Origin of the sequence: Brachybacterium muris, assembly GCF_016907455.1 — a bacterium.
Lineage (GTDB): Bacteria > Actinomycetota > Actinomycetes > Actinomycetales > Dermabacteraceae > Brachybacterium > Brachybacterium muris.
Genome location: NZ_JAFBCB010000001.1, coordinates 1,761,439 through 1,782,163, shown reverse-complemented (window position 1 = coordinate 1,782,163; position 20,725 = coordinate 1,761,439). Strand labels below are relative to the sequence as shown.

At 69.8% G+C, this 20,725-nt stretch carries 19 protein-coding genes; 11 read left to right on the top strand and 8 right to left on the bottom strand.

Annotation, left to right across the window (positions count from 1 at the left end):
- Position 1: 1 nt before the first annotated feature.
- From era to JOD52_RS17475, 5 genes are all read left to right on the top strand, one after another.
- The gene (gene era, locus JOD52_RS08260) at positions 2–952 is read left to right on the top strand and encodes a GTPase Era (protein WP_204411595.1); all 951 of its coding nucleotides are present in this window, start codon (positions 2–4) and stop codon (positions 950–952) included.
- A 220-nt stretch (positions 953–1,172) separates the two neighbouring features.
- Positions 1,173–3,092 (top strand): 2-isopropylmalate synthase, encoded by a 1,920-nt coding sequence (gene leuA / locus JOD52_RS08255; RefSeq protein ID WP_204409409.1) that lies wholly within the window; start codon positions 1,173–1,175, stop codon positions 3,090–3,092.
- Between the two features lie 101 nt (positions 3,093–3,193).
- Positions 3,194–4,756 (top strand): IS21 family transposase, encoded by a 1,563-nt coding sequence (istA, locus tag JOD52_RS08250; RefSeq protein WP_204408388.1) that lies wholly within the window; start codon positions 3,194–3,196, stop codon positions 4,754–4,756.
- A complete protein-coding gene (locus tag JOD52_RS08245) occupies positions 4,753–5,499 on the top strand; it encodes an ATP-binding protein (RefSeq protein ID WP_338124028.1) in 747 nt (248 codons plus the stop codon). Before istA ends, JOD52_RS08245 begins: the two co-directional genes overlap by 4 nt.
- A 4-nt stretch (positions 5,500–5,503) precedes the next feature.
- Positions 5,504–5,629, top strand: coding sequence for a hypothetical protein (locus tag JOD52_RS17475; protein WP_275579097.1), 126 nt, complete (start codon positions 5,504–5,506; stop codon positions 5,627–5,629).
- Positions 5,630–6,206: 577 nt separating this feature from the next.
- Here JOD52_RS17475 and JOD52_RS08240 read toward each other — a convergent pair.
- Complete coding sequence (locus JOD52_RS08240; RefSeq protein ID WP_239551841.1) at positions 6,207–7,400, bottom strand: EamA family transporter; 1,194 nt, start codon at positions 7,398–7,400, stop codon at positions 6,207–6,209.
- 91 nt (positions 7,401–7,491) lie between these two features.
- Between JOD52_RS08240 and JOD52_RS08235 the strand changes: the two genes are divergently transcribed.
- A complete protein-coding gene (locus JOD52_RS08235) occupies positions 7,492–8,418 on the top strand; it encodes a LysR family transcriptional regulator (protein WP_204409408.1) in 927 nt (308 codons plus the stop codon).
- 174 nt (positions 8,419–8,592) lie between these two features.
- Here JOD52_RS08235 and JOD52_RS08230 read toward each other — a convergent pair whose 3' ends face one another.
- Positions 8,593–9,255, bottom strand: a complete 663-nt coding sequence (locus JOD52_RS08230) for a 2'-5' RNA ligase family protein (protein ID WP_239551840.1) — start codon at positions 9,253–9,255, stop codon at positions 8,593–8,595.
- Between JOD52_RS08230 and recO the strand changes: the two genes are divergently transcribed.
- Both recO and JOD52_RS08220 read left to right on the top strand, forming a co-directional pair.
- The gene (recO, locus tag JOD52_RS08225; RefSeq protein WP_204409407.1) at positions 9,254–9,985 is read left to right on the top strand and encodes a DNA repair protein RecO; all 732 of its coding nucleotides are present in this window, start codon (positions 9,254–9,256) and stop codon (positions 9,983–9,985) included. The two genes, JOD52_RS08230 and recO, sit on opposite strands and share 2 nt — an antisense overlap.
- Before the next feature lie 70 nt (positions 9,986–10,055).
- Positions 10,056–10,889 (top strand): isoprenyl transferase, encoded by an 834-nt coding sequence (locus tag JOD52_RS08220; protein WP_204409406.1) that lies wholly within the window; start codon positions 10,056–10,058, stop codon positions 10,887–10,889.
- Here JOD52_RS08220 and JOD52_RS08215 read toward each other — a convergent pair.
- From JOD52_RS08215 to JOD52_RS08195, 5 genes are read right to left on the bottom strand one after another with little or no spacing between them, the layout of a single operon-like run.
- Complete coding sequence (locus tag JOD52_RS08215; RefSeq protein WP_204411588.1) at positions 10,853–11,422, bottom strand: DedA family protein; 570 nt, start codon at positions 11,420–11,422, stop codon at positions 10,853–10,855. The genes JOD52_RS08220 and JOD52_RS08215 overlap by 37 nt on opposite strands.
- A complete protein-coding gene (locus JOD52_RS08210) occupies positions 11,422–11,877 on the bottom strand; it encodes a Fur family transcriptional regulator (protein ID WP_017822435.1) in 456 nt (151 codons plus the stop codon). The genes JOD52_RS08215 and JOD52_RS08210 overlap by 1 nt, the downstream gene beginning before the upstream one ends.
- Positions 11,878–11,910: 33 nt before the next feature.
- A complete protein-coding gene (locus tag JOD52_RS08205) occupies positions 11,911–12,894 on the bottom strand; it encodes a metal ABC transporter permease (RefSeq protein WP_204409405.1) in 984 nt (327 codons plus the stop codon).
- Complete coding sequence (locus JOD52_RS08200; protein WP_204409404.1) at positions 12,891–13,655, bottom strand: ATP-binding cassette domain-containing protein; 765 nt, start codon at positions 13,653–13,655, stop codon at positions 12,891–12,893. Before JOD52_RS08200 ends, JOD52_RS08205 begins: the two co-directional genes overlap by 4 nt.
- Positions 13,652–14,704, bottom strand: a complete 1,053-nt coding sequence (locus tag JOD52_RS08195) for a metal ABC transporter substrate-binding protein (RefSeq protein ID WP_239551839.1) — start codon at positions 14,702–14,704, stop codon at positions 13,652–13,654. Before JOD52_RS08195 ends, JOD52_RS08200 begins: the two co-directional genes overlap by 4 nt.
- Before the next feature lie 137 nt (positions 14,705–14,841).
- On the opposite strand from JOD52_RS08195, the gene JOD52_RS08190 reads away from it, so the two are divergent.
- Entirely contained in the window at positions 14,842–16,233 is a 1,392-nt protein-coding gene (locus JOD52_RS08190) for a glycine--tRNA ligase (protein WP_204409402.1), read from the top strand.
- 57 nt (positions 16,234–16,290) lie between these two features.
- Positions 16,291–17,358 (top strand): DUF4037 domain-containing protein, encoded by a 1,068-nt coding sequence (locus JOD52_RS08185; RefSeq protein ID WP_204409400.1) that lies wholly within the window; start codon positions 16,291–16,293, stop codon positions 17,356–17,358.
- A 1-nt stretch (position 17,359) separates the two neighbouring features.
- On the opposite strand, the gene JOD52_RS08180 is transcribed toward JOD52_RS08185, so the two are convergent.
- Complete coding sequence (locus JOD52_RS08180; RefSeq protein ID WP_204409398.1) at positions 17,360–17,884, bottom strand: GNAT family N-acetyltransferase; 525 nt, start codon at positions 17,882–17,884, stop codon at positions 17,360–17,362.
- Between the two features lie 159 nt (positions 17,885–18,043).
- On the opposite strand from JOD52_RS08180, the gene JOD52_RS08175 reads away from it, so the two are divergent.
- On the top strand, positions 18,044–20,665 hold the full coding sequence (locus JOD52_RS08175) for a lamin tail domain-containing protein (protein WP_204409396.1): 2,622 nt from the start codon (positions 18,044–18,046) through the stop codon (positions 20,663–20,665).
- Positions 20,666–20,725: the final 60 nt, after the last annotated feature.

Below are 20,725 nucleotides of genomic sequence, written 5' to 3'. Positions count from 1 at the left end.
CATGGACACGACAGGCGCGGGGACCCACCGCTCCGGCTTCGTGGCCCTGGTGGGCCGGCCCAATGTCGGCAAGTCCACCCTGACCAATGCCCTGGTGGGCGACAAGGTGGCGATCACCTCGTCCAAGCCGCAGACCACTCGCCGGGCGATCCGTGGCATCGTCACCCGCCCCGATGCGCAGATTGTGCTGGTGGACACCCCCGGCGTGCACCGCCCCCGCACCTTGCTCGGGGAGCGCCTGAACGACCTTGTGCGCGAGACCCTTGCCGAGGTGGACGTGGTGTGCTTCTGCCTGCCGGCCGATCAGAAGCTGGGGCCGGGGGACAGGTTCATCGCCGAGGACCTCGCGGAGCTGCGCCGCGGCCGGCGCGGCCCCCGCGTCATCGCCGTGGTCACCAAGACCGACCTGGTCAGTCGAGACGCCGTCGCCGAGCACCTGGTGGCCGTCAGCGAGATGCTGGAGTGCGACGACATCGTCCCCATCAGCGCCGTGCAGGGCACCCAGGTCGACGTGCTGCTGGACGTCATCGCCCAGAACCTGCCGGCTGGCCCGCCGCTGTACCCGGACGACCAGCTCACCGAGGAGTCCCGCGACGACCGCATCGCCGAGCTGATCCGCGAGGCGGCACTGGAGGGCGTGCGCGACGAGCTGCCCCACTCCATCGCCGTGGTGGTCGAGGAAGTGGTGGAGGTGGACCCCGACGGTGATCCCTTCGCCCACGTCGAACCCGGCAAGGGACGCCTCACGGTCCGGGCCAGCCTGTTCGTGGAGCGCGACAGCCAGAAGGGCATCATCATCGGCCGCGGCGGCTCGCGCCTGAAGGAAGTGGGCTCGCAGGCCCGTGCAGGCATCAATGAGCTGGTGGGACGCAAGGTCCACCTGGACCTGCGGGTCAAGGTCGCCAAGGACTGGCAGCGCGACCCCAAGCAGCTGGGTCGCCTCGGCTTCTGAGCCCGATCCGTACGGACAGGCCCGGCTCGTGCGGTGGCCCGACCATCCGTGCCCATGGCTCGGACCCGTTCGGCGACGTGCCTCACACCAGTGCTACGGTGACGGAATGCACGGGACGCTCCTGCTTCTTCGCCGCGCCGAGGCCTGACACCGCCGGGACCTCGCCGCGGCTTCGGACATGCACCCCGGCGATCCGCATCGAACGCGTGAAGGACCACCCGTGAACAGCACCTCTCCTGCGGCAACCGCCGCTCAGACCCCTGCCTCCCAGGCCCCTGCCGCCCCGATCTCCGCCACGGAGGTTCCCGCGACGGCTGATCCCTCGGTGCCCGTCGTCGGCTCCCGCGGCGACACCCCCCAGCACCCCTCCGGCATGCCCGTCCACAAGTACCTGCCGTACCACGAGCAGATCCAGGTCGAGCTGCCGGACCGCACCTGGCCCACCCGCCGCATCACCCGGGCGCCCCGCTGGTGCGCCGTGGACCTGCGCGACGGCAACCAGGCCCTGATCGACCCCATGAACTCCGAGCGCAAGCTGCGGATGTTCGAACTGCTGGTCGGCATGGGCTACAAGGAGATCGAGGTGGGGTTCCCCGCCGCCTCCCAGACCGACTTCGACTTCGTGCGCACCCTCATCGAGGAGGACCGCATCCCGGAGGACGTCACCATCCAGGTGCTCACCCAGTCCCGTGAGCACCTGATCGAGCGCACCTACCAGGCGATCGCCGGTGCGAAGCGCGCCGTGGTGCACCTGTACAACTCCACCTCCGTGGTGCAGCGCGACGTGGTGTTCCGGGCCGATGAGAACGCCGTGCTGGACATCGCCGTGCAGGGTGCCCTGCTGTGCAAGAAGTACGAGGAGACGGTCCCGGAGACCGCCATCACCTACGAGTACTCCCCGGAGTCCTACACCGGCACCGAGCTGGAGTACGCCCTGCGGGTGTGCAACGCGGTGATCGAGGTGTTCCAGCCGACGCCCGAGGACAAGGTGATCATCAACCTGCCGGCCACGGTGGAGATGGCCTCGCCGAACGTGTACGCCGATTCCATTGAGTGGATGCACCGCCACCTGGACCGCCGCGACAGCGTGGTGCTGTCCCTGCACCCCCACAACGACCGCGGCACCGGTGTGGCCGCCGCCGAGCTGGGCTACATGGCCGGCGCCGACCGCATCGAGGGCTGCCTGTTCGGCAACGGGGAGCGCACCGGCAACGTGGACCTGGTGACACTGGGCCTGAACCTGTTCAGCCAGGGCATCGACCCGCAGATCGACTTCTCGGACCTCGACGAGGTGCGCCGCACCGTGGAGCACTGCAACCAGATGCCGGTTCCCGAGCGCAGCCCCTACGGCGGCGACCTGGTCTTCACCGCCTTCTCCGGCTCTCACCAGGACGCCATCAAGAAGGGCCTGGAGCGGATGGACACCGACGCCGAGAAGCAGGGCGTCACGCGCGATGAGCTGGTGTGGCGGGTTCCGTACCTGCCCATCGACCCCAAGGACGTGGGCCGCTCCTACGAGGCCGTGATCCGCGTGAACTCGCAGTCCGGCAAGGGCGGGATGGCGTACATTCTGCGCACCGAGCACGGCCTGGACCTGCCGCGTCGCCTGCAGATCGAGTTCTCCGGGGTGGTCCAGCACCTCACCGATTCCGAGGGCGGCGAGGTCTCGCCCGCGGCACTGTGGGACTGCTTCACCGACGAGTACCTGCCCTCTGCTGACGAGTCCCGCCGCTGGGGCCGCTACGGCTTCCGCGGTGTGCACCAGCAGTCCCAGGGCGAGGGCAGCGACCGCATCACCGTGCAGCTGCTGGTGGACGGCCAGGAGCACGAGGTCACCGGCATCGGCAACGGCCCGCTGGACGGGTTCGTCAAGGCCCTGGCCGAGCGGCAGATCGATGTGCGGATCCTGGACTACGCCGAGCACGCGCTGACCGAGGGCGACGACTCCCTGGCCGCTGCGTACATCGAGTGCGAGATCGGCGACCGGATCTTCTGGGGCGTGGGCATCGACGGCTCGATCACCCGTGCGTCGCTGGAGGCGATCATCTCGGCCCTGAACCGGGAGCATCGGGCACGCACTGAATATTCGCCTCGCTGGGGTCCGCTGATCGAGGGTTCGGGTGCCACGTCGCTGCCGTAGCGGTGGCGTCGTTCGGGACCACCAGTGGTGTCGTTGGGGCCGCTCTGTCTACGCTCCTTCCGCCGTGTGTATAGGGCACGCGGCGGAAGGAGCAATCTGGAATGGTACGGAAGATCAGGGCGAAGCTGGTGCTCCAGCTGCGCGCAGAAGGTCTGTCGGGGCGAGCGATTTCGTCCTCGCAGGGCATGTCCCGCAAGTCCGTGAGGGCGGTGTTCGAGGCCGCTGACGCTGCAGGGATCGGGTGGGGCGATATCGCGGACGTCGCCGATGAGCAGGTGTATGCCCGGTTGTTCCCGGGCCGGGGCGAGCACGAGAGCGTGTTCGCACAGCCGGACTGGGAACAGGTCCATCGAGAGATGGCCAGGGTCGGCGTGACGCTGAAGCTGTTGCACGGCGAGTACTTCGACGCGACCACGGCGGCTGGGGATCCGGCGATGGGGTATGACCGGTTTTGCCGCACCTACCAGCACCACGTCATGGTCACCGGTGCCGCTTCGAGAGTCGGTCACAAGGCCGGCCAGAGCGTGGAGGTCGACTGGTCCGGCCCCACGATGGAGCTGGCCGATCCGGTCACCGGCGAGGTCTCGAAGGTGTTCTTGTTCGTTGCCTGCCTGCCTTTTTCTCGTTACGCGTTCTGCTTCCCGGCGCTGGATATGCGCCAGGAGTCCTGGCTGCGAGCGCACGTAGCGATGTTCGAGGCGCTGGGCGGGACGGTCCCGAGGATCGTTCCGGACAACCTCAAGACCGGTGTGGTGAAGCACCCCCGCGAGGGCGAGATCGTCCTGAACGATGCGTATCGCGAGATGGCAGCGCATTACTCGGCGGCGGTGCTCCCGGGGAGGGTGCGGAAACCGAAAGACAAGGCGAGCGTGGAGAACACCGTCGCGCACGTCGCGACCTGGGTCATCGCCGGGCTGCGGGATCAGCGATTCACGTCCCTGCCCGAACTTGCAGCCGCCATCGGGCAGCGGATGGAGGCCTATAACGCGGAGCCGTTCCAGAAGCGGCCCGGATCCCGCGCCAGCGTGTTCGACGCGGAGGAGCGGCCGCTGCTGACGCCGCTGCCGGCGGTGCCCTACGAGATCTCGACATGGCACTACGGACGACGAGTGGGCAGGAACGGGCACGTCACGTTCGCGCGGAACTTCTACTCCGCGCCGTTCGCGCACATCGGCGCGAAGGTCGATCTGCGCATCACGGCCCGGACGCTGGAGATCTATCAGGGCAGCCAGCGACTGACCAGTCACCTGCTGCTCCCGGAGACCGCGAGCAATGAGTACCGCACCAACGACGCGGACCTACCTGCGGGCGAGCGTTTCCAGGCCTGGGACGCGCAGAGGGTGCGGGCGTGGGCAGATCGGGTCGGGCCGGCCACGGTGATCGTGATCCAGCGGATCTTCGAGTCCGTGCCGATCGTGGAACAGGGCCTGGATCCCGCGTTGGCGGTGCTACGGCTCTCTCGCCGCTTCTCCGTAGATCGGGTCGAGGCGGCCTGCGCACTCGCGCTGACGGGACGGGTCCGTTCACCGCGCTATGCGCATCTGCACCCGATCTTGGCCACCGGGCAGGACAAGGTCGCCGCCCTGCGTCCACCCCGCGAGGAACCCGCGGAAGACGGCGGATACGTCCGTGGCGCCGACTACTACGCCGGAGGTGTCCGGTGAGCGTGATCGATAACGACACGAAGCGGAAGCTGCGCGAGATGGGCGCGACCGCGCTGCTGGACGCGATCGATGCCCAGGATGAGGCTCACGTGCTGGGGATGTCGTTCCAGGAACGGCTCCAGCTGATCGTGGACGAGGCGCATTCCATCTTCAATCATGGAAAGGTCGAGGGTCTGATCCGCCGGGCGGGGCTGCGTTATCCCGGAGCGGACCTGCGGCGGCTGGATCTGGTCGAGGAACGGGGACTGAACCGGAACGTGATCGCGCAACTGGCAACCTGCTCCTTCATCCAGCGGCAACAGAACGTGGTCTTCCAGGGCTTCACCGGCTCAGGGAAGTCCTACCTCGGCTGCGCGCTGGCGAAGCAGGCCTGCCAGCACCGGCTCCGAGCCCACTACATCCGAATGCCCGACCTCGAAGAGGCCTGGGCCCTGGCAAAGGACAAGCCGCAGGGCCAGACGAAGTTCCTGCGGAAGTACTCCACGTTCTCGCTGCTGGTGATCGACGAGTGGCTGCTGGACCATCCTGACGAGGGAATGCGTTCGATGCTGCTGGAACTGCTCGAGCGCCGCTATGACACCGGCTCGACCGTGTTCTGCACCCAGTACCCGAAGAAGGACTGGCACGCCCGGCTCGGTGGAGCAGTCCACGCCGATGCGATCATGGACCGCATCGTGCACAACACAATCTGGATCGACACCGGCGACAGGAACATGCGAGAACACACCGCACTGCCCCAGTGACCCGATGCCGGCGGGAGCCAGTGGTCCCCACCGCGGCGGCTACTGGCCCCCGTCGGCACGATCGGCGGTCCCCAAGAGCAAGATTCGGTGGCTCCCACGACTACGAATACTCACACGCACCGCGGCCTGAGTACGCGCGGGCGGGTGGGCCGGCCCCGACAGCGGGGCCGGCCCCTCATCCGGAGAGCTGCACGATCGCGAATGCGAGCAGAGCCGTGACCGCGATCGCCACCAGCATCACCAGGCATGTGGCGAGCACATTGCCTCCTGGACGGTCCTTCTGCTGTCGCTGCACCGTGTCGCCTCTCTCGCTGCTCGGGCCCACAGTACCTGTGGCATCCGTGGGAGTTCCGGGCCGGGGCGACGCGGTGCCAGGGCCCGGTTCGTTCGTCATACCCGCACCGTAGATTCGGGCCATGGATGATCAGGAACAGGACGCCGTCTCATGGCCCCCGCGTGGAACCTGCCCCGTGTGCGGTTCAGGAGAGGTGTTCCACGACATGCTGGGTATGCCCACGCCAGAGGTGTTCTACAGCGCGCCACCATGGGTCTCGTTCGGCTGCACGCCCACCTACCGCGATCGACACTGCGGTGCCTGCGGCCATGAGTGGTGCCTGCCCGAGAGGGACGCTCCCGAGGATGATGACCCCGAAAGTGACGATCCGGGGAGCGAAGAGTGCTGACGGCCCGAGAGAACCCCCGTTGAATCACCGGGACGGCGGCTGCTCCTGATCCAGCTCCGCCTCGGTGAGGGCCTGTATCTCACCGGTGACGGTGGCCTGTATCTCACCGGTGACGGTGGCATGGGAGATCACGGGGATCTGATCCGTGAGCGGCGGGGGCTCCCAGGCCTGGTCCTCACTGGCTCCTGCACCGGTACCGGCGTAGGACGCAGTGGCAGGGGCAGAGACGGGAGCCACCTCGGGATCGGAGAGAACGGTTGCCGAATCCGGCCGCGGTGCCCGCGCCGTAAGGGTCACCCCGATGCTGGCCAGCATCACCAGTGCGGCCGCAGCCACCTTCAGCACGCTGAGCCCCTGGCCGAGCAGCACCACCCCGGCCATCAGAGCGATCGCCGGTTCCAGGCTCAGCAGGATGCCGAACACGTTGCGGGGCAGGCGGCGCAGGGCCGACAGCTCCAGGGTGTACGGAAGCACCGAGGCCAGCACGGCCGTACCCGCTGCGAGGGCCAGCAGGCGCAGGTCCATCAGCCCGGCCACGGCACCGGGGGCACCCAGCGGCAGCACCGTCAGGGCACCGATCGCCATGGCCATCGCCAGGCCGTCCTGCCCGGGCACCAGCTGTCCCACCCGGGCGCTGCTGAGCACGTACAGGCCCCAGAACACCGCAGCCACCAGCGCCAGCAGCACCCCGATCAGGTCCAGGTGATCCGCGCCGGTGAGGGACTCCAGGCCGAACAGGCTCACTCCACCCAGGGCCAGCAGCACCCACAGCAGGTCGCTGCGCCGGGTGGAGAGCACGGCGGCCACGGTGAGAGGGCCCAGGAACTCGATCGCCACGGCGGTGCCGAGCGGGATCCGCTCGATCGAGGCGTAGAAGGTTCCGTTCATCGCCCCGATCACCACACCGAACACGGCGACGGCCACCCACTGGCGGCCGGTGAAGCGGTGCAGCTTGGGCCGGGTGATCGCCAGCAGCACCACTGCGGCGATACCCAGGCGCAGAGACGTGGTGCCCCACGCACCGATCGCCGGGAACAGCTGTACCGCCAGGGCCGCACCGAACTGCAGGCACATGCACGAGGCCAGGATCATCAGCACCGGCATGGCACCGGGGCGGTGCGCAGGGATGCCGGGGGCACCAGATGGGCCGCTGCCTACGGCCGCAGCACCTCCGGCACCGTTGATGGGTGCGGAAGCGGGGGAGAGCGAGGAGGTCATGAGCCCACTGTGCACCCTCGGCACACGACGGTCCAGCGAATCTTTGCCACCTGTATCGTGAAGCAGAACTGAACGGTTACGGGAGGAACCCATGCTCAACCTTCACCGGCTGTTCCTGCTGCACGAACTGCACAGGCTGGGCACCATGTCGGCCGTTGCCCGCACCAGCAGCATGTCCCCGTCGGCCGTGTCCCAGCAGCTCGCACAGCTGGAGCGGGAGACGAAGGTCTCCCTGCTGGAACAGGCCGGACGGGGCGTGGTCCTCACTGATGCGGGGGAGCGGCTGGCACGCCGCGCCCAGGAGATGCTGGCCCTGATGGAGACGGCGCGCGCCGAACTGGTGGCCGCCGGTCACACCGACGGGGGAGTTCTGCGCGTGGCGTCCTTCCAGACCCCGATGATCGCGCTGGCACCGGTCGCGGTGAGCATCCTCGAGCAGCGCCACCCCCTGCTGCGCATCGAGATCGCGCAGCGGGAGGTGGAGGAGGCCTACGAAGGCCTGCTGGCCCACCACTTCGAGGTGATCCTGGGGGAGACCTACCCCGGGGGCGAACTCGTGGTGCGGCGCGGCACTGACCGGGAGGACCTGCTCAGGGATCCCCTGCTGGTGGTGCTGCCCGCCACGGGACCCTGGTCCGAGGCACGCACCCTCTCCGACCTCGCGGAGGCGCCCTGGGCACTGGACCCCGCCGGTGTGCGCACCGGCGTCTGGGAGAGAACCGTGCTGCGCTCGGACGGGATCGAGCCCTGGATCCGGTTCGAGACCCCGGACCCACTGCTGCAAGTGCACCTGGTGCGCTCCGGCCACGCCGTGGCCTTTGTGCCCGGCCTCATCGCCGCCGAGCACCTGGGCGGCACTCGGCCCCTGCGCCTACCCGGGGACCCGCACCGCTCGCTGTACACGGCAGCGCGTGCCGGTGCCCGCGAACACCCCGCTCTGCTGGCCTTCCGCGAGGCCCTGGTGGAGGCTGCCGGCACCCTGGGGGATCTGCAGGGGCTGGACCGACTGCGCAGATGAACGCACAGCGGATCGAGGCCCGCGCCGAGGGCGATCCTCGGTTCGACCTGCCGACAACACCTTCGTCCTCGCCGAGGCCGGGGGCTGGAGCGTGCCACCCGCGGGTGCCGCCGGGGTCGGTCCTGCCATCCGGGCCAGCACCACAGTGGAGCGCTGAGGGTGGGAGCTGCGGCGTCAGCCCCGAGGATTCGCGCCCAGCGGCACCGAGCCCAGCACCTCGTGCAACGGGCCTCCGGAACGACCCGCACCGAGGCGGGAGGAGACCAGCTCCACCTCCCGGACCTCCCAGGCGGGGCCCCGGTACACCGACATGGCCCGCACCACCTCTGCCAGCACCAGCTCCGTCGGATCCGGCTGGGCCGGCTCACCGCGGTAGCGACGCCTGCGAGGCCGCGGGGCCCGGGCCGAGACCCGCGCCACCGTGAGGTGGGCCCGGCGCCGCTCCCGGTCCTGATCGCCCAGCAGGTCCTCGCGCATCAGTGCTGCCAGGTCATCGACATCGCCACCCACGCCGATCCACAGGGCGCGGCCGGAGAACACGCCCGCCCCGGCCAGATGCAGGTCCATGGGCCCGTGCCCGGACAGCACCTGCGCCAGATGATCGAAGGAGTCCTCCACGGCTCCGCCCGGGAGCTGCGGTGCGAAGGCGAGGGTGAGGTGCCACTGATCCGGGTCGCCCCAGTGCAGTGCCCTGCCAGCACGGTCGCGCACGGCATCGAGGGCCGCGTCGAGATGCTCGACAGCGTCGGCCGAGGGGCGGATCGAGCAGAACACGCGCATCGTCACATCCTCGCACCACAGAACCGGAGCGGCTGCGGCGTAGGCTCGATCCACCATGCAGAAGCTCTACCGTGACCATGCGATCGTGCTGCGCACCCATCCGCTGGGCGAGGCCGATCGCATCATCACCCTGCTCACCCGCAGGCACGGGAAGGTGCGGGCCGTGGCCAAGGGCGTGCGCCGCACTGGCAGCCGCTTCGGGGCCCGCCTTGAGCCCTTCGGCCTGATCGACGTGCAGCTGCACACGGGACGCAACCTCCACACGGTCACCCAGGTGGTCACGATCGACACCTTCGCCCAGCAGATCACGGCGGACTACGGGCGCTTCACCGCCGCCAGCGCGATGCTGGAGACCACTGACCGCCTGACCGACGAGGTCGTGGACCCTTCCCAGCGCGGCTTCCTGCTGCTGGTGGGAGCGATGCGCACGATGGCCGCCGGGCAGTTCGCCGCACCCCTGGTGCTGGACTCCTTCCTGCTGCGCACGCTGGCGCTGTCGGGGTGGGCGCCGGAGCTGCGGGTGTGCGCCACCTGCGGTGCCCCCGGGCCCCATCACGCGATCGACGTGCGCGCCGGGGGCCTGGTGTGCACCCCCTGCCGGAGGCCGGGCGCGACCGCTGTGCGCCAGGCTGCGGTCGAGCACATGATCTTCCTGCTGGCGGGGGACTGGGAGAATGCCGTCACGGCCGATGAGACCGTGATGCTGGAGGCCGGACGCCTGATCGCCGACACCGTGACCTGGAACCTCGAGCGCTCCGTGCGTTCGATGAGCTACGTCGAACGCTGACCTGCAGTACGGCTGAGCCGCAGCACGGCTGAACTGCCTGAGAACCGACCGCCAGAAGGAGCCTGCCCACATGCCACGGGACCGCCGGGAGTACACCGAGCCCTTCGACCACCCCAGCGGGGCACAGCCGCCTCGGCTGCCGCACCAGGTCGTGCCCGCCCACGTCGCCGTGGTGATGGACGGCAACGGGCGCTGGGCGAACCAGCGCGGCCTGCCCCGCACCGCCGGGCACGAGGCCGGGGAGGCGGCCCTGCTGGACGTGGTGGCCGGAGCCCTGCAGATCGGCGTCACCCACCTCTCGGCTTACGCCTTCTCCACCGAGAACTGGAAGCGGTCACCGGAGGAGGTGCGGTTCCTGATGGGCTTCTCCCGCACGGTGCTGCGCCGCCAGCGGGACACCCTGAACTCCTGGGGGGTGCGGATCGTGTGGATCGGCAGGCCGCAGCGCCTGTGGGGCAGCGTGATCAAGGAGCTGCAGGAAGCAGAGCGGCTCACTGCCGCCAACACCCGCATGACCCTGTACATGTGCGTGAACTACGGGGGCAGGGCCGAGATCATCGACGCGGTGCGCGAGATCGCCGAACAGGCCCGCTCGGGTCGCATCTCGGGCCGCGGCATCACCGAGGCGAGCTTCGCACGTCACCTGATCGACCCCGACATGCCGGACGTGGACCTGTTCATCCGGACCAGCGGTGAGCAGCGCACCTCGAACTTCCTGCTGTGGCAGTCGGCCTATGCGGAGCTGGTGTTCGTTCCCGAGCTGTGGCCCGACGTGGACCGGGTGGTGCTGTGGCGGGCCGCCACCGAGTATGCCCGGCGGGACCGCCGCTACGGGGGAGCGGTCGACGCCCCCGTTCAGTCAGCAGATCAGGAACGGACCGACGGCGAGGAGGAGGCCGGCTGAGCGGCGCCGGGCTCGTCCTCGATGCCCTCGGACCCGACCTCCGGCTCGTCGCCGGTGCCGGTGGGTGCCAGACCGCCACTGCGATGCTTGTGGCGCACCAGGTAGATCACCAGCACCACCATCAGCGCCAGGGCCGCGACAGCTGCCCACGGCGAGCGGAAGAACAGCTCCAGCCACAGGCCGATCGCAGCCAGGCCCACGGTCGCGTAGATGATCGCCCAGGCGAACCCACCCACCGCGAGCGCCGGCAGGTAGCGACGCAGGGGCATGCCGGTGAGGCCGGCGGCAGCGTTGCAGGCGGTCTGGAAGCCGATGGTGAGGAAGCTGAAGGCGACCACCGGCGCACCCCACTTGTTCACGATGCGGCTGGCGCGCTCCACCCGGGGCGACTCCAACCAGGCGGCGACCTTGCCCCGATTGGCGGCCTTGCGGGCGCCACGGCCCAGCGCGTAGGTGCCACCGGCGCGGCACAGCACCACCACGTACAGGAACGCCACCGCCGGCACGATCGGCAGTGACTGCACCCAGTCCATCATCGGGCGTCGGCCCCCTTGTCGCCTTCGCTCCCCTTGGAGCCTTCGGTGCTGTCGGAGTGCGCAGAGCCCTCAGCGGCGTGCTCGGCGCACAGGCCGAACACCTCCAGCGTGTGATCGAGGTCCGTGAAGCCGTGCTCCCCGGCGATGGCGGTCATCGCCGATTCGAGCTTCGGTGCCAGGAACTCCACGGTGCGGCCGCACTGCCTGCACACCAGATGATGGTGGTGCCCGTCGGCCTCGCACTGGCGGTACAGGGACTCGCCCTCGGCGCTGACCAGCACGTCCAGACGGCCGGCGGTGGAGAGTGACTGCAGGTTGCGGTACACGGTGGCCAGGCCCACGGTCTCGCCGTCTGCGCGCATCTGCTCATGGATCTGCTGAGCGCTGCGGAACTCGTCCTGCCGACCGAGCGTCTCCAGGATGGCGGCGCGCTGCCGGGTATTGCGTTGCATCTGACGATTGTCCCCCATCCTGGCTGAAAACCTCTAGGTGAGGTGACGCGAGGTACGCGGAGCCCTCGTCGCATCCCCCGCATCGGCCGTTGAGCGTGCCTCGGTCATGTCTCGGACTTCGCCACGAGCCTCGGTGCGCGCGGACCGGCCCGCTCCCGAGCGGATCCTGCCGACAGGGGCGCCGAGCACAGCACGGGAGAGCAACCCGATCGCGTACACCCCGATGCTCAGCAGCACGATCACGCCGCCCGGTGGCAGGTCCACGTACACGGTGATCAGCAGTCCGCCCAGTGATGCGGCCACCGCGATCGCCATGGCGGTGCGCATGGTGCGGCCGAAGCCGATCACCATCGTCTGCGCGGCGGCCACCGGCACGATCATCAGGGCGGAGACCATCAGCGCGCCCACGATCCGCATCGACAGGGTCACGGTCAGTGCAGCCATCACCGCGATCAGCACGTTGACCAGGCGCACCGGGAGCCCGGAGGCGCGAGCGAACTCCTCGTCCGTGGTGACGGCGGCAAGCAGGCCGGACAGTCCCAGGCCCACCGCCAGCACCACCACGGCCAGCACCACGGCGATGGTGAGGTCCGTGGAGGTGACGGTGGACAGGGAGCCGAACAGGTACCCCATCAGGTTCTGCGAGGTGCCACCGGCGAGCTGGATGATCACCACGCCGCCGGCGATGCCTCCGTAGAAGAGGATCGCGAGGGCCACATCGCGGCTGGTGTGCCCCACCTCGCGCACGTACTCGATCGCGAGGGCACCCAGCACGGAGGCGGCCAGTGCGCCGGGGATCGCCAGCAGGTCACCGGGACTCACGGACAGCCAGGCGCCCACCAGCCAGCCCACGGCCACACCGGTGAGGGCCACGTGGCCCAGGCCGTCGCCCAGCAGGGACAGGCGCTTCTGCACCAGGAAGGTTCCCACCACGGGGGCCGTCAGGCCGATCAGGACCGCGATGATCAGGGGATACCGCATCACGTCCGAGGTGAGCAGGTCGAAGGCGGAGATCATGCGGGGTGGAGTTCCTGTCCGAGGCATTCGTCGATCGGGGTGGCATGGTGGGAGTGGTCGTGACCCGGGTCCAGCAGGGGGCGCTCACCGACGGGGCCGTCGTGGACGACGAGCCCGTGGTCCAGCACCACCGCGCGCTGGATGGCGCCCTCCAACGGACCGATCTCGTGGAGCACCACCAGGATCGTGGTGCCACGGGCGGAGAGGTCACGGAACAGTGCCGCGATGACCTCCTGGGTGGGCAGGTCCACGCCGGAGAACGGTTCGTCCAGCACCAGGAACTCGGGATCGCGCACCAGGGCGCGGGCGATCATCACGCGCCGCCGCTGCCCGCCGGACATCCGGGTGATCGGCCGGTCGGCCAGATCGGCCATGCCCACGGCGTCCAGGACGCGCATGACGCGGGGATCACGCAGTCGGGGGCGCCAGGTGCGGGCTCCGAGGAGCCCCGTGGCCACTGTCTCCCGTGCGGTGGCGGGGATGGACCCGCCGTCGGTGGCGTCCTGGGGGACGTAGCCCATCCGATCGTGCGCGCGGGATCGTGCCACCGGCATGTCCATCAGGGTGGCGGAGCCGCTGTCCATCGGGAACACGCCCACGATGGTGCGCAGCAGGGTCGACTTGCCGGAGCCGTTGGCGCCGAGCAGCGCCACCAGCTCCCCGGGGTCGATCCGCAGGTCGATCCCGTGCAGCACCTCGGTGCCGCCCAGGGAGACGTGGGCGTCGGTGACCTCGACGACGGGCGTGGCGGGCCCGGTCACGACCAGCTCGCCACGAGCTTCTCGGCGTTCTCTCGCATGACGCGAGGATAGTCGGCTTCCTCGGACAGCTGTGTCGCGAGGTTGTCGAGCTCCTCGCTCTTGACGCCGACGTTGTCGGCCAGGGTCTGCGCGACCTTGGGCGACGCAGTGGTCTCGAAGAAGATCGTGGTGACCCCTTCGTCCTTGATCACGCGCTCCAGTTCGAGCAGGCGCTGCGGGGAGGGCTCCACCTCGGGGTCCACCCCGGTGATCCCGATCTGGTGCAGGTCGTAGCGATCAGCGAGGTAGGCGTAGGCGGCGTGACTGGTGACGAACGGGCGCTCACCCTGGACGGCCCCGTACTTCTCGGACAGTTCCGCGTCGAGCTCCTCGAGCTCGGTGCGGAGCGTCTGGGCGTTGGAGGTGAAGGTCTCCGCCTGGTCAGGGGCGATGTTGCCGAGCCTGGTGGCAAGGGCGTCGCCCAGGTCGGCCATGCGCAGCGGGTCCTGCCAGAAGTGGGGGTCGGTGGGCCCGTGCTCATGGCCCTCGTGGACCTCCTCGCCCTCATGGTCCTCGTGGTCACCACCTGCGTCCGAGGCGTGCTCGTGGCCTTCGTGCTCGTCGAGGTGCTCGTCTTCGTGGTCGTCGTGGTCATGGCCCTCGTGACCACCGGAGGGCAGCATGGTCATCGCCTCCGCCACCTCCAGCACGTTCTCATCGCCGTGGGTGGAGATCGCGTCGTCGATCGCGGCCTGGAACCCGGCGATCTGCACCACCAGGGCGGCATCGCGCAGCTGCTGGACCTGGCGCACCGACAGCTCGAGGCCGTGGGCGTCCGCGCCCGGAGTGGCGAGGTTCACCACCTCGAGGTGGTCACCCCCGATGCGCTCGGCCAGGAAGGCGATGGGGTAGCACGGCGCGATCACCGTCGAGGCGCCGTCGCCGTTACCGCCGCTGTTGCCGCCCCCGCCGCAGGCGGCGAGGACCCCGGCCCCGGTGCCGAGGCCGAGCACGGCCAGCAGGGTGCGACGGGTGGGACGGGCTGCAGCGGGGATCATGGGCCTAGACATGACAATCATTCTCAACCCATGGTGGCGGCCACGCAAGTCGATACCGCGCTCATCACGTCCCCCGTGGGCACGATCACAGGGGGCACCTGGCTATGCTGGTCAGGTTCTGCCCCACCCCCGTCACCAGGAGAATCCCCGTGGCCAAGGCCCCTGCCAGCACGCTGGACAACGTCATCGCTCTCGCGAAGAAGCGCGGCTTCGTGTTCCCGGCCGGTGAGATCTACGGAGGTACCCGCTCGGCCTGGGACTACGGGCCCCTCGGAGTGGAGCTCAAGGAGAACATCAAGCAGCAGTGGTGGCGCACCTTCGTGCGCTCCCGCGCCGACATGGTGGGGCTCGACTCCTCCATCATCCTGCCCAAGCGGGTGTGGGAGGCCTCCGGCCATGTCGCCACGTTCACCGACCCGCTGGTGGAGTGCAAGCAGTGCCACAACCGCTTCCGCGAGGACCACCTGATCGAGGCCTTCGAGGAGAAGAAGGGCCGCGCCCCCGAGGGTGGGCTCGCCGAGGTCCCCTGCCCCAACTGCGGCACGCGCGGCGAGTACACCGACCCCCAGCAGTTCTCCGGCCTGGTCAAGACGTTCCTGGGCCCGGTGGACAGCGAGGCCGGCCTGCACTTCCTGCGCCCGGAGACCGCCCAGGGCATCTTCGTGAACTTCCTCAACGTGGTCACCGCCTCACGCATGAAGCCCCCGTTCGGCATCGGCCAGATCGGCAAGGCCTTCCGCAACGAGATCACGCCCGGCAACTTCATCTTCCGCACCCGCGAGTTCGAGCAGATGGAGATCGAGTACTTCACCCACCCCTCGGAGGCCGGCACCCACTTCGATGAGTGGGTCGAGGCGTGCTGGAACTGGTTCGTGGACCTCGGGGTGAACCCCGACAACATGCGCCGCTTCGACGTGCCCGACGGCGAGCGTGCCCATTACTCCGACGCCACCATCGACATCGAGTACCGCTTCGGCTTCCAGGGCAGCGAGTGGGGCGAGCTGATGGGCATCGCCAACCGCACCGACTTCGACCTGGGCAGCCACACCGAGGCCTCCGGCACCAAGATGCAGTACTTCGACCAGGCCAGCAACGAGCGCTACACCCCCTACGTGATCGAGCCGTCGTTCGGCCTGACCCGTTCCATGATGGCGTTCCTGGTGGACGCCTACGCAGAGGACGAGGCCCCCAACGCCAAGGGCGGGGTGGACAAGCGCACCGTGCTGAAGCTCGATCCGCGCCTGGCCCCGGTCAAGGCCGCGGTGCTGCCCCTGTCCAAGAGCGAGGACCTGGTGCCTCGCGCCGAGCAGCTCGCGGCGCAGCTGCGCGGCCGCTGGAACGTGGACATGGACGTGTCCCAGGCGATCGGTCGTCGCTACCGCCGCCAGGACGAGATCGGCACCCCGTTCTGCATCACCGTGGACTTCGAGACCTCCGAGGACCAGGCCGTCACCGTGCGCGAGCGCGACACCATGGCCCAGGAGCGCGTGGCCCTGGACCAGGTGGAGGGCTACCTGGCCGAGCGCCTGCGCGGCGCCTGATCCGGACCACCTGACCCGGCTCCTCGCCGTCCAGGTGCTTCCGACGCCGCTGACCTGATGAACACCTCCCGCGCAGCGCGGCACCCCGAACCCTCGGGGGCCGCGCTGTCGCATGCGTACTGGACCGACGTGGTCGCGCCACTGCTCGAGAAGCACCTGCCCGGGCTGCCGTACGCCGCGGCCCGCCTGGGATCCGGCTCCGACGTGCTCGGACTGGACGACGACCAGTCCCAGGACCATGACTGGGGCCTGCGCCTGACACTCCTGGTCGAGGACGGCGCACATGAGGTCGATGCCCTGTTGGAACGGGAACTGCCGAACTCCTGGCGCGGCCGACCCACCAGGTTCGCCACCACCTGGGAACCGGTGGTCCGCCAGCGCTGCGAGACCGCCACGGCACGGGACTTCGCCCTCTCGCGACTCGGTGTGGACACCAGCGGTGAGCTTCCGACGACCGACTGGCTGTCCCTGACCGGACAGGCCGTGCTGGAGGTGACGGGAGGGCCCGTGTTCCATGACGGGACCGGGCGGATCACCGCGATCCGCGACAGGCTTCAGTGGTACCCGCACGACCTGTGGCTGTACGCGGTCGATGCCGATTGGTCGCGCCTGGGGGAGGAGCTGCCCTTCGTTGGCCGGGCAGGACTGCGCGGCGACGAGGCCGGCTCCATGGTGATCGCTGCGCGCCTGGTGCGCACCATGATGCATCTGGCCCACTTGATCCACCGTGCCTGGCCGCCCTACTCCAAGTGGCTGGGCACGTCCTCGTCGGTCCTGCTTGAGCACTCACCCCTTCCCGGCGCCGATGACGTGCGCCGAGCATGGCGGACGGTGCTCACCGCACCGTACTGGCGCCAGCGGCAGGACGCGATGAGCACGGCTGCCGAAGCACTGGCCACGATGCAGGGCGCAGCAGGACTTCCCACCATCACCCCGGCCACCGAGCCCTTCTGGGGCCGCCCCCACCACGGGGTGCGCGAGCAGATCAGCGCCGCGCTGCGTGCCGCGATCACCGACCCGGTGGTGGCAGCGCTGCCGGCCGGGCACGGCACCGCAGAGCAGATCACCGACAACGTCCGCGTGCTGGTGGACGCGACCTCACGGCGGAGACTGGTCGAGCGCTGACCTAGAAGTCGGCAAGATCCGCCGTCATCTGCACCCGCTGCCCGTACCGAAGCAGGCCCTGCTGCTTCTCCACCTCCACCAGCCTCCGGTGGAAGACGGAGTCCGGTTCGGTGACCTCGAACCCGCAGGTGCGGTAGAAGGGGGCGTTGAACGGCACATCGGCATAGGTGCGCAGTGTGACCACGTGGTGCCCCCTCGCGGCGGCTTCTTGCAGGGCCGCCACGACCAGCGCCCGGCCGTGACCGCGCCTGCCATGCTCCGGCAACACCGAGAGCTGCTCCAGGTGGGCGATGCCCGCCGGCTCCAGCACGTGCACGAAACCCACGATCGGCCCGTCGGCCCTCTCCCGCGCCACCAGCAGGAAGCCCGGTGCGGCGGCGCGCTGGGTGCCACTGGGCGCCCCGTTCCAGTCCGCGATCTCCGGCAGCGGCACGTACTGCTCCACGAAGAGCCGGTCGGAAGCGTCCTCGACAGACTGCAGATGGGGCAGGTCGGCGTCGGTCGCAGGGCTCACGATGGTGGTCACCCGTCGATTGTGCCTGCTCATCGGCCGCGCATCGTCCACGTGTCAGGCGCAGCGTCCTCCAGCCCGCCTCCCCGAGGTCGCAGTCACGTCACCTCCTGGCCATCTGGCGATGCTGGGATCACCGGGATCCCCTCCCCGTCCCCAGGAGCTCCCGTGGCCATGACCACCCCCATTCCCTCCCGCCCCGCAGGCACCTGCCCACGCGCGCTGGCGGGCCCCGTGCGCGTAGGCGCCGGTCTCGCCGCCGCGACCGCACTGGCCCTGCCCCTGGCCGGTCTCGGCTCCGTCCTTGCCCCCTCCGCGCCGGCTGCGGCTGCCCCCACGGGCGCATCGACCGTGGTGATCTCCGAGGTGGAGTCGGACAACGGGGAGCCCGGTGACTGGGTGGAGCTGGCCAACACCGGTGCTGACGCGGTGGACGTCTCCGGGTGGGCGATGAAGGACGACAAGGACGATCGCACCTGGACGATCCCCGCCGGCACCGTGATCGAGCCCGGTGCCTTCCTGGTGCTGGACGAGGAATCCTCCTCGAACCCCACCGGCTTCGACTTCGGCCTGGGCAAGGCCGACCAGGTGCGCCTGTACCTCGCCGACGGCACCACGCTGGTGGACGAGGTCGCCTGGACGCAGCCCGCGGCGACCACGCTGTCGGTGTGCGGCGATCAGGTGCTCACCGCGAACCCGATCACCCGCGGCGAGGCGAACGACTGCACGCCCCCGAGCGACACCGAGGATCCCGAGGCCCCGGAGGGCCCCGTGGAGCCGGTCGCCGCTGGTGTGGTGATCAACGAGGTGGTCTCCGACGGTGGGATCCCGGACGACTGGGTGGAGCTGGTGAACCCCACTGACGCTCCCGTGGACATCTCCGGCTGGTACGTGCTGGACGAGGACGACACCAAGGACCCCTCGGTGATCGTGGACGGCACCGTGCTGCAGCCCGGTGAGTTCTTCGTGATCGAGCGCGACGAGCTGGGCTTCGGCCTGGGCAAGGGGGATCAGGCGCGCCTGTTCCTCCCCGACGGCACCCTGGTGGACCGCGCGGCCTGGCCCGCCGGCACCCACGCCACGCCGTCCCTGGCCCGATGCCCCGACGGCACCGGCGATTTCCAGCTGAGCGCCGCCGCCACCCAGGGGACCGCCAACAACTGCGCGGCCGCCCTGGTGATCAGCGAGGTCCGCTCCCAGGGGGAGGACTTCGTGGAGATCCGCAACGACGGCACGGACACCGTGGACGCCGGCGGCTTCGCGATCAAGGACGACGACGACACCCACACGTACACGATCCCGGCCGGCACCGTGATCGCCCCCGGCGCGCACCTGCTGGTCACCGGGGACCAGCTCGGCTTCGGCCTGGGAGGAGCCGATTCCGCGCGCCTGTTCGCCCCCGACGGGGCGCTGATCAGCACGGTCAGCTGGACCGAGCACGTTGCCCCCAGTCTGGGGCTGTGTGAGGGTGAGTACGCCGCCCAGGCCACCGCTACGCCCGGAGCCGCCAACGACTGTGTCCAACCCGATCCCGCGGCCCCGTTGCCCACCACGGGCGACGCCCGGGTGACCGACCAGGCAGGGGAGTGGGCGGAGGATCTCTCGGGCCTGGACCTGCAGATCCTCGAGGACGGCCAGCAGATCCTGTGGGCCTCCAACAACGATGCCGGGCAGGTGTCGCGCCTGGTGCGCGCCGAGGACGGCACATGGGTGCAGTCCGAGGGCTGGCCCACCGGTGGCAAGCCCTCCCGCTTCCCCGACGGCACCGGCACCCCGGATGCCGAGGGCATCTCGGCGGGCGCCGACGGCGCTGTGTACATCTCCGTCGAACGCGACAACGACGCCGGGGGCACCAGCCGCAACGCCGTTCTGCGCCTGGATCCCGCTGCCGCCGGCGACGAACTCGTCGCGAAGACCGAATGGGACCTGACCGCGCTGCTGCCCGCCACCGGAGCCAATGCGGGGCTCGAGGCCATCGAGGTGGTCCCCGCCACCGCGATGACGCACCTGGGTGAGGTCCCTGCCGGCGCCGAGGCCTGTGCCTTCGTCGCCCTGGAGGCGACCGGCGACGTGTACGCGGTGGCCCTGCTACCCGATGGACAGGCGCACCTCGTCGCCACGATGGAGACCCGGCTGGCCGGGGTGATGGCACTGGACTACGACCCGGGCCTGAACCGCCTGTGGGCCTTCTGCGACGAGGTGTGCGACGGCGAATCGGTGCAGTTCGAACTCTCCGCTGCCACCGTGGAGGCCTCCGCCCGGATCGCCCGGGCGAAGGGTCTGCCGAACGTGGCCAATGAGGGTGTGGCCGTCGCGCCGGCCGGTACCTGCACCGACGGTGATCTCGAGGCGTGGTTCGCCGACGACGCCGACACCGATGGCCACTCGCTGCGCGGCGTGCTCCTGACCGGCCTCGAGTGCGAGGTCCCGGCCCCGCCCGCGGACGGGGACGACGACGCTGACGACGGCGCCGATGGTGACTCGGGACAGTCGGGTGGGCAGCCTGGGGAGCAGCCTGGGGCCGACGAGGGCGAGCAGCCCGGCGCCGGTGACGGGACGGACAGCACCGATGATCACGACGACTCCGCCGGCAGTGACGGCCCGGCCGACCGCAACGGTGCCGGCGACCGCAGTACCACCACCGAACGCACTGCCTCCACCGATCGTGCAGGCACCGCACGGCCGGGCCTGGCCCGTACCGGTACCGACGCGCTGCCGGTTGCCATGGCGGCCCTGGTTCTGCTCGCCTCTGGTGGAGTGCTGCTGCGCCGCACGAAGGTGGGCCCGCAGGGGTGAGACCGACTGGGCTGCGGCGCCGGCCCGGGAGCGTGCGCTCCTGGGCTGGCTCGAGGTGGT

What these genes read in the sequence shown, in the direction of transcription:
- era (WP_204411595.1), top strand. Translation starts at nt 2, where the DNA reads ATGGACACGACAGGCGCGGGGACCCACCGCTCCGGCTTCGTGGCCCTG.
- istA (WP_204408388.1), top strand. Translation starts at nt 3,194, where the DNA reads ATGGTACGGAAGATCAGGGCGAAGCTGGTGCTCCAGCTGCGCGCAGAA.
- JOD52_RS17475 (WP_275579097.1), top strand. Translation starts at nt 5,504, where the DNA reads ATGCCGGCGGGAGCCAGTGGTCCCCACCGCGGCGGCTACTGGCCCCCG.
- JOD52_RS08240 (WP_239551841.1), bottom strand. Translation starts at nt 7,400, where the DNA reads ATGACCTCCTCGCTCTCCCCCGCTTCCGCACCCATCAACGGTGCCGGA.
- JOD52_RS08235 (WP_204409408.1), top strand. Translation starts at nt 7,492, where the DNA reads ATGCTCAACCTTCACCGGCTGTTCCTGCTGCACGAACTGCACAGGCTG.
- recO (WP_204409407.1), top strand. Translation starts at nt 9,254, where the DNA reads ATGCAGAAGCTCTACCGTGACCATGCGATCGTGCTGCGCACCCATCCG.
- JOD52_RS08230 (WP_239551840.1), bottom strand. Translation starts at nt 9,255, where the DNA reads ATGGTGGATCGAGCCTACGCCGCAGCCGCTCCGGTTCTGTGGTGCGAG.
- JOD52_RS08220 (WP_204409406.1), top strand. Translation starts at nt 10,056, where the DNA reads ATGCCACGGGACCGCCGGGAGTACACCGAGCCCTTCGACCACCCCAGC.
- JOD52_RS08215 (WP_204411588.1), bottom strand. Translation starts at nt 11,422, where the DNA reads ATGGACTGGGTGCAGTCACTGCCGATCGTGCCGGCGGTGGCGTTCCTG.
- JOD52_RS08210 (WP_017822435.1), bottom strand. Translation starts at nt 11,877, where the DNA reads ATGCAACGCAATACCCGGCAGCGCGCCGCCATCCTGGAGACGCTCGGT.
- JOD52_RS08205 (WP_204409405.1), bottom strand. Translation starts at nt 12,894, where the DNA reads ATGATCTCCGCCTTCGACCTGCTCACCTCGGACGTGATGCGGTATCCC.
- JOD52_RS08195 (WP_239551839.1), bottom strand. Translation starts at nt 14,704, where the DNA reads ATGTCTAGGCCCATGATCCCCGCTGCAGCCCGTCCCACCCGTCGCACC.
- JOD52_RS08185 (WP_204409400.1), top strand. Translation starts at nt 16,291, where the DNA reads ATGAACACCTCCCGCGCAGCGCGGCACCCCGAACCCTCGGGGGCCGCG.
- JOD52_RS08175 (WP_204409396.1), top strand. Translation starts at nt 18,044, where the DNA reads ATGACCACCCCCATTCCCTCCCGCCCCGCAGGCACCTGCCCACGCGCG.